This is a genomic window from Mesorhizobium loti CJ3sym, from assembly GCF_000472785.1.
GTDB classification, from domain to species: Bacteria; Pseudomonadota; Alphaproteobacteria; order Rhizobiales; family Rhizobiaceae; genus Mesorhizobium; species Mesorhizobium loti_E.
This window is the reverse complement of the sequence record NZ_AXAL01000058.1, coordinates 1-8,013: the sequence shown is the minus strand read 5'-3', so window position 1 is coordinate 8,013 and position 8,013 is coordinate 1. Positions and strand designations below refer to the sequence as shown.

6 protein-coding genes and 1 pseudogene are annotated in these 8,013 nt (G+C 62.2%); all 7 read right to left on the bottom strand.

Annotated elements, in window-relative coordinates; translation table 11 throughout:
* Positions 1–531, bottom strand: a 531-nt coding sequence (locus A3A9_RS0136135) for a vWA domain-containing protein (protein ID WP_027062796.1), incomplete at its 3' end; no start/stop codon positions are given.
* A gap of 91 nt (positions 532–622) precedes the next feature.
* A complete protein-coding gene (locus A3A9_RS44615) occupies positions 623–997 on the bottom strand; it encodes a hypothetical protein (protein ID WP_152536295.1) in 375 nt (124 codons plus the stop codon).
* A gap of 260 nt (positions 998–1,257) precedes the next feature.
* On the bottom strand, positions 1,258–1,995 hold the full coding sequence (locus tag A3A9_RS0136130; RefSeq protein ID WP_152536294.1) for a hypothetical protein: 738 nt from the start codon (positions 1,993–1,995) through the stop codon (positions 1,258–1,260).
* Positions 1,996–2,125: 130 nt separating this feature from the next.
* Complete coding sequence (locus A3A9_RS0136125; RefSeq protein ID WP_152536293.1) at positions 2,126–5,356, bottom strand: hypothetical protein; 3,231 nt, start codon at positions 5,354–5,356, stop codon at positions 2,126–2,128.
* Between the two features lie 17 nt (positions 5,357–5,373).
* Positions 5,374–5,820 (bottom strand): DUF6252 family protein, encoded by a 447-nt coding sequence (locus A3A9_RS0136120; RefSeq protein ID WP_152536292.1) that lies wholly within the window; start codon positions 5,818–5,820, stop codon positions 5,374–5,376.
* A gap of 170 nt (positions 5,821–5,990) precedes the next feature.
* On the bottom strand, positions 5,991–7,166 hold the full coding sequence (locus A3A9_RS0136115) for a helix-turn-helix transcriptional regulator (RefSeq protein WP_082222402.1): 1,176 nt from the start codon (positions 7,164–7,166) through the stop codon (positions 5,991–5,993).
* Positions 7,167–7,410: 244 nt separating this feature from the next.
* Positions 7,411–8,013, bottom strand: a pseudogene (locus tag A3A9_RS0136110) (vWA domain-containing protein); the annotation flags it as partial.

Sequence of the window (8,013 nt, the reverse complement as noted above, 5' to 3'; positions counted from 1 at the left end):
GATCTGCTTGCCTTCATCGGCTGTCAGGCCGAAGCCGACGACATCGGCGGTGAAGTCGACGCCGGATGCCTTCAGTTCCTTGCCAAGAGCACAGGGGTCGCCACCACAGGTTTCCAGGCCATCGGTGATGAGGACGACGGTTGCCTTGTCCTCCGTGTATTTCAAGGCTTCGGCGGCCTGCTTGACGGCCGCCGTCAGCGGCGTCTTGCCGAGGAATTTCAGACTGTCGGCGGCGTCCGTGATGGCGCTTGCCGAGCCAGCCTGAGGCGGCACGATCAGCTGGATGTCCTCGCAGCTGCCCTTTTCGCGATGGCCATAGGCCATGAAGCCGATCTCATCGTCGGCGGGAACCGACTTCAGCACGGTTCTCAGCGTTTCCCGAGCAATTTCGAGTTTGGGCTTACCGTCGATCCGCTCCCACATCGAGCCGGAGGCGTCGAGAATGATGATGACGCGGTTGGCCGCGAAGCCGAACGTCGTCATCGACAAAAGGAGGATCGCCGCAGCGATGCTCCGTGCAAATCCCACCATCAAAATCTCCTGAGCGACTTAATCTTACCTGAACAACAGCGAGTTCGGCGAGATACCCGACTGGAGCGGTGGAAGCGCAAAACGCCCAACCTCAGCACTTCTGGGGCTGTGCCGCAGAATTATACGGCCCTTTGGGGGCGTTGGTGTTGGCGTGCGTCTGCTTCTTGTAAGGAGCGGGACCGCCATGGCATTTCGCCGCGCCGGCCTGTCCGCTTGACTGAGACGCCGGTGGTGGCGGCGTAGACACGGTCTTGACGCAGTAGCCGCCCTCGACATGGTATTGCTTGTGGCATTTTTTAAAGCAGGCATTCGGCACTGGTTGCCCGGACGCGATCAAACCGTATTCTCCAGCCGGGCATCCGCTCGCCGGCCACGCCAGCGCGGTCTGCGGACCCAATGCCAACATCCTTGGACCCAATGCCAGCATCCCGATGGCAGCCAGAATTGTCATAAGCATTTTTTGCATGGAAAAGACCCTGCCCCAACAAGAGATCACGCGGCGATGATAGCTTTGAGCAAGGCAGCGTACCTCTCCTGTTTGGGAGGTGCGGCCGATTCCGGGTCGGCGTAGACTGGGATTACTCGAACGACAGCGTCCGGGCTCACTTGCGAGAGCAAGGAGGCCCATGGCTTTTTTTATCAGCAAGGCTGAGGTAAGGGCTTATTGAGAGCCCGCACAGGGCTCCACGTCGACCCCTTCGAAATCAAGAGCACTATAGGGACAGCCTACGGGATTTCCGTTTCGAAACGGATGGTCAGGAAATATCTCACGCTGCATCTGACATAGACCAGGCACAGCTGGCGCTCCACGCGGATGATGTGATTGTCCACCACACTCAAACGAACATGTTGTCCGGCAGCGATCGGTGACGAACCGCTTTCCAGCGAGTACGGCGTGCCGGGGTCGTGCTCGCTATAATCGAAATGCCGGGACGCGACGTCGAGGTATTCGCGGCGGCCCGAATTGGTCACGTAGTCGTTGATCTTGCTGAGGGAACCGCTGACGATTTCGATATTGCTGGCGTTCCTCAGGTGCTCGATCGCGTTGAAGCTTGACCCCAGATGCCAGAGCGTTTGCGCCATGATCAGGCATCCCACCGCGACACCCCACCGCCAGCGTGGCGCCAGAACGACCGCCAGGGCGAGAACCGACATAACCAGCAGCGTCACCATTGGCTGCATCCAGTGCCAGATGAAAGCCGGGAAGAAGCGGCGCGGCAATTGATCGGTGATCTGGTCCGGGAGCGTTGGCGCCTCAAGCCGTTGTGGCCGGACATGTGCGATCACGAACAGCGTGATGATGGCCACTCCCACCCAGAGCCCGGTCCAGTTTCGCGGAATGGCGTAGTCGATATCGAAGACCGTTTCGTATTGCACGTCGTATCCTTGCCCTGTCACACCGGGGTCGATGTCGGGCGGGCGCGGCGATGCTATTGCCAGTCCTGCGCCCTTCGCATCTCCCAAATGAGAGACGCGCTGGCGTCCCTATGTCCTAGAGCGTTTCACCGTTTCACGGAAACGGCGACCCGCTCTATCTCCTTTTTTTTCCGCAATTCCGGACGGAAAACCCGCTCACACTTTTCCTGTAATTGCTCTAGCGGATTGGTGTATTGACGAGCAATCTGGTCGTCGTCAGGCCGAGCGGGCGGCCATCCGCATCGGTCTTGAGCAGGGGCAGGTCGGCATGCGCCACGACCCAGTCGCCACTGGCGGTCAGGTCAAAGGATGGCGCGGTGCCAAGCGAGCGCAGGGTCGTCGTCAGGGCGCGCGCTGGCCCGGCTTTGTGTGTCTGGGGATCGATGCCTATCGAGGCAAGACCGCTCGACGTTTCCACCAGCAGGTTCCATTGCCGGCCAGCATCATTGAACGCCAGCGGTCGAGCGCCGGAACCGGCGATGAGGGTGACGGGCGCGGCCGAGCCCGTCGCGGCAACGATGCCTTTTCCCGCCGACCAGATTCTTTGCACGGCGCCGGAGGGCGTGATCGACCCCGCCACGCCCGCCGGCCCCGCTTCGACGGCATCGGTCGAGGCGGCGGCCCAATTGCCCGATTGATGTGTGAAGCTCATGATCGAGCGCTGGTTGCCGACCGTGCTGTCGACGAGCAGCAGCGCTCGCCCGGTATCTTGCGCCACCAGGCGCCACGCCCGAGTACCGGCGAGACCGGACGCGGCAATCTCGGCCGGCGACCAGACAACACCGTCGAGCCGTGACGTCATCAGCGACACCGGAGCTTCTAGATTGTTCAGTGTCAGGTCGCTCCGTTTTTGCCAGGCAATCCAGATCGTACCATCCTTGCCGCGCGCGAGTTGCGGATCGAGATCCGGCAACGCATCGTTGGTCAGCACGGCACGCGCCTTCACGGCGCCGGTGGTGCCGTCGCATATGGCAGTGGCAATCTCATGCCCGGCGAGGTCCGCGTCGGTCACCACCTGGCCGGCGGCCAATCCTTCGCGCTTGCTTTCCGTCCAGGCGGCGACCAGATCGCCATTGCCGGCAAAAGCGAGCGCCGGCATGAAATCCGGCCGTTGCCCGTCGCCCAGCGTGACGGCGCTGTCGCGCCAGGCATGGCCGTCGAAAAGCCGCAGGCGAAGCTGCCATGACGCGGGGCGCGGCTTTGCCAGATCCTCGCCGATCCAGGCATAGGCCATGCGCCCATCCGGCCCAGCCGCGACCGCAGGTGCCGCGACGGGTGAAGGAGCGGCGTCGACCAGCGCCGTCTCGACACGGCCCGGTGGCGCCTCATAGGCTTTTGCGACCGTCACCAGGGCATCGCGCACCGACGCCGGCCGCTGCGGGATGCGGAACACCAGGGATGGCGGTCCGGCGTCCGCGACGAGGGTTGGGGTAAGCTTGAGCGAAGCGTTGGAGAGCCGGTCGCGCAGCGCAAGCAGGGGCGATGTGATGTCGGCCAGCATCAGCCCCGGAATGCGTGGTCTCTCCAGCGCCGCGGCCTGGCTGCTCTTGCATTGCGTGATGGTGTTCGGGCTCGGGTCGGACGGATAGATGGACCACGAGCCGAACAAGGCCGGGTTGCGGTAAAACAGCAGGAAGAGATAGGTCAGGTCGCAATTCTCGATATGTGGCGACGGATCGAATTTCATTCCGAGATGACCGGCCAGTTGGCCGGCCACGCCGACGCCGACGACCTGCAGGTCGACTGAAATATTGGCGGTGGCGCTGGCTGACAGCCCGACATGCGCCTCTTTCAAAACGATGGCCTGTTGCGCAGGCGCGGTGGTGAGGTCGGCTTCCCCCTTGTCGATCCCGGCGGTCACCGTCACGCCGGCGCCGGCGACGCTGCCGGCTGCCCGCAAGGCGTCGCCGACCGCCTTGGGCAGGCTCAGTGCGTCGGCACCGCTGGCGACAAGATCGAGCGGATTGACGTTGAATTCGTGGGTGAAAGGTTCCGGCGTTTGAAACAGGACGGTTCCAGAGGTGAACTGCAATTCGCTCTCGGTCGTGGTGGTCGTCACCTCCGATTGCGGGCGGACCTTGAAAGTGAATTGCGTTGGGCCCAGGCCGAGCCCGCCCTGGCCGATGACCGTGCCATGCGCTGGCGTCCCGGCGTGGGAGGACGGGCGTGGCGTGATCTGGAACTGTGTTGGATGGATGCCCCAAAAGCCGTGGATGAGCGGCACCGCGGCGGGGATTTCGATCCCGCCGCCAAATGGCTTTTCAGGGACGCTTTTGGTGCCTTCGTAACGCTGATAGCCATAGACGGAGGCATCCGAACCTGAATTCGTGATCGTCAGCGTTTCTACTTGCGTCGGCCGGAAATTGGTCAGCGTGCTGGCCCATGGCGGCACGGGAATGATCTTGACGGCGTAATGCGCCTCGCTGGACAAGCCGAGGGAGTTCTCGGCCGTGACCTTCAGATCATAGGGTTGCGAGCGAGCGTGCAGATGGCCGATCTCGAAATCGGCACTCGCCGTGTTGCCGCTGATCTGGCTGCCGTCGACCGTCACGGTTGTGCCGCCCTGGCCGTCGTCGAGGGCGAAGGTCACGGTTTTCGGCTTGACGCCATCGCCGCCCCAATCCGCCACGTGAAGGGTGTAGGTGTTGGTGACCGCTGGCGTATCGGCGAGGAAAACGTCATCGATCTTGGCGTCGACCGTTTGCAGGTCCGGTGCCTTGCCGATCGGAACGAAGGTGACGCCGTAGCTCTTGGACAGGGTGGCTCCGGGCGATGCCGGCATCGGCACCCGAATGGGGCCTTCGGTGGTGTTCCAGGGCTGGTGTCCGGACAACCATTCCGGTCGGCCGCTGTCGGCCTCGGTCTTGGTGAGTTGCCAGATCCATTTGTCGGGCGTGATGGTGCCGCCGATGCTGAAGGCCGACTGCAGCATGCCGCGCACGTCCATGGGGCCATCGCCGTGGCAACTTGGCGTTCCGGTGGAAGACTGCTCGAGGCCGATCTCGATGCGTGGGAACTCCTTGGTCTGGGTGTTGCCCGCTATCACCTGCACTGAATTGAAATGAAGTTTCACCGGTTGGTCGCACTCGGCGCTCGATGTCTGCCCGAGCATCGTCAGCTTGGCGGTGACGGTGAACGCGGCGTCCTGGGCGGGCTCGAATTCAACCGTGCCGTCGCAGGCCACCGTCATGGTTGTGGTGCCGTAGAATTTGCCGGTGCTTTGCATCTGCATGGTCTGCTGGTCCGACACAGTGGAGGCAATGTCCCAGCCGTAGGTTGCCATCCATTTGCCGGGCCGCATCTTGCAGGCTTCGTCCGCATGTGCGGCTCCGATCCAGGACAAGGGGCAGGCAAGGACCGCCACGAGCAGGGCGATGGCAAGTCCCGTGGCGCTATTTCGGTTAGTCATGACGACCAGGTCGTGCCCTATTGAGCTGCAGGATCGGGATTGACCGGCACATTGGCGAACGCCCCGTCGGTGATCACGATCGAAGCGGTCTTGGCGCGTGTCTGGCCCTTGGCCGAAAAGTGGCCGCTGATCGTCTTCTTGTCCGGATCGAAGCTTTCGACGACGATTGCTCCCTCCGCCATGGTGAAGCCCTGCTCCAGAATATCGGTGGAGCGTTGCGGCATGTTGAAGCTCGCGGTTGGAACCTTCCCCATGATGCCCCTGTGTATGGGGAAGGTGCCGATAAGCGAGCCGCTGGCAGGTACGGGGAAGCTGGCGATAAAAGTCGATGTGGCACCACCGGCATTGGATGTCCCGGAAATGGTGAGCACCGGCTTTCCCGCGATTGGCGTGGTAACCGCTAGTCCGAAGTCTGCTTTCCATGGCGCGCCGTCTACGGTGGCGGTGAGGGTCGCCTGCTGCATCGTCCCCGCCGTGGCCATTGGCCCTGTTGCGGCGAGGAGGGTCGCGAACCCAATGCTTGCGATCCAACCGCGCGGGCGGGTTGTTCGTTGCGTGATAGAGACGGAGCGGACTTCTGCCTGGGTCTTGTCGGATAGCCCTGTCGGCGATGCGGATGGCTTGGACGCCGAGGTTAGCGGCGCCCCGATTCGAACGCTTCTCCCATTTGGGAGGTTGGCGATGCCTCGTGGCTGACCGACCGCGTCCGTACCGCATAAGGGCGAACAGCCGCGACCAGGCCGGCCTGGTTGGAAACGCCCATCTTGGCAAAGATCTGCTTGAAATAGAAACGCACGGTGTTGCTGGTAAGCCCGGTCTTGTCGCTGATGGCCGGCACTGTTTCGCCCGACGCAAGAAGTGCGGCAATCTGGCTTTCTCGCGTCGTCAGGTGATGGAGATCCTCCAATGCCCGACGGTCGATCTCCATTTGGCCGCCTGTCGATCTGAGCAGCACCGATGTACGGCCGGCGTCTTCGCCCTCGGTTCGCAGTCCGAAACGGGACAGCGACAGGATGTCGATAATGATCCAGCCCGCGTTGCCATCGCCTCGCTCGATGTAGAGCCGTCTCGATTTGCGTTGCGGATCGGCCTGGAACGTCCGCAAAGCATCCCGCAGGCGAATGCGACGGCCGTTCCGGGTATCTTCTAGGCACTTCGCATGGGCCAGCCAGTTCTCGGCTGAACCGATCATCGACCGCGCCCCAACGTTGACGAACTCGATTCGACCCCTCTCGCCAAGCAGGATGACGCCGTCATTAAGGCTGTCGAGCGTCGCCGACAGCCCATTCGATCGGCTTTCCGCCAGACGCAGCCTGTCGCGCGCCACCAAGACAACGTTGAAATGCGGAAGCAGGCGCCCCAGCCATTCCGCAGCAGCGTTGGTGAATTCACCCTTTGAGCGGCTCCGGCACAAGATCAGCTGGTGCTGAACGCCGTTCGTGCCCTGGAGCATCGTAAGGCTGTGAAATCCACCGGCCGGCCGAACGATCTCGTTGTAATAGTCGGCCCTTTCCATGTCATGGTCGGAAATAAGCTCCCTTTGCTGCACGGGCCGTCCCTGCGGCATCGCTGCCGTCAATGGCTGTGAAAGAGTCCGGGCGCGATCGGATGTGAATCGCGCGACGTCAGGTTCATCCAGGCCGGCTGTCTCCACGAAAGACCTACCGTGCAGCGACAGGCCCGAGGCAACAAGCATGGCGTGGCTGCCGCCAAGCCTGTCGGTAATTTCCCCGAGAGCCTGAGACCACGCACCCGGATTGGCAACGGCACAATAAAGCAACTCGAGCAAACCAGAATCGCTCGGGTCCATGGGGTACCCCCTAGCGCAGCATTCGCGGAGGCTGGGACATTTGCATCACGGAGTCAATTATAGGGACAGGAGCGCCGCGATCAACAGATTGGCATCAGCTAGGCAAAGACGGCGGCCCCGGAGATCATACTTGCCGCTTCACCAGACAAGTGTTCATCTGTTCATCCGTCGCACCGATGAAACTTGATGCGAATGTGCGCGAAGGACGGCTCTAAGCCGCCCTTCGCGTTTGTCCGGATTGGACTTACTGGACTTTAAGCTCGGTCCGCTCGCCGGCCTTGACCGTGAAGGGTGTTTCCTTCTCGGCCTTGTCGGTGCTGAAGTTGGTCACCAGCGCGTAGTCGCCTGCCGCCAGCGTCGTCTGCATCTTTTCGCCATAAGCATAAGTCACCTGCTTGCGCTCACCCTGCAGGTTCTTCTTGGCCTCAAAGATCTTGAAGCCGTCCGCGCCCGGTGCGTCGATCGCCAAGACGCCCGCGTTCAGGATCACATTGACATCGGTCATCTGCCCGACCGTCACGCTGAAAGGCTGTTCGGTGGACACGGCCTGCACGTCGACGCCCATCACATAATCGCCCGGAGGCAGGTCAAACTGGCTGTCGGGACCGTAGGCGTAGGTCACCTGATCACGCGTACCGTCCAGCTTCTTGGCCGCCTTGTACACCTTCCATCCCACATCCGTTTCGGCCTTCTCGCCTCCCTGGGTGTAGAAGGCGTTGGCCTTGGCCTTGCCGACGCCGACGATGATGTCCTTGTCAACGATCTGGCCGGCGGCGAGCTGCATGGTCTCGCTCGCCTCGCCGGCTCCAAGCTTCACGGTGACCTTGGTCTCGCCGGCCGGAACGAC

Excerpts from the sequence above, each read along its gene's own strand:
- A3A9_RS0136115 (WP_082222402.1), bottom strand. The coding sequence starts at position 7,166 with ATGGACCCGAGCGATTCTGGTTTGCTCGAGTTGCTTTATTGTGCCGTT.
- A3A9_RS44615 (WP_152536295.1), bottom strand. The coding sequence starts at position 997 with ATGCAAAAAATGCTTATGACAATTCTGGCTGCCATCGGGATGCTGGCA.
- A3A9_RS0136125 (WP_152536293.1), bottom strand. The coding sequence starts at position 5,356 with ATGACTAACCGAAATAGCGCCACGGGACTTGCCATCGCCCTGCTCGTG.
- A3A9_RS0136120 (WP_152536292.1), bottom strand. The coding sequence starts at position 5,820 with ATGCAGCAGGCGACCCTCACCGCCACCGTAGACGGCGCGCCATGGAAA.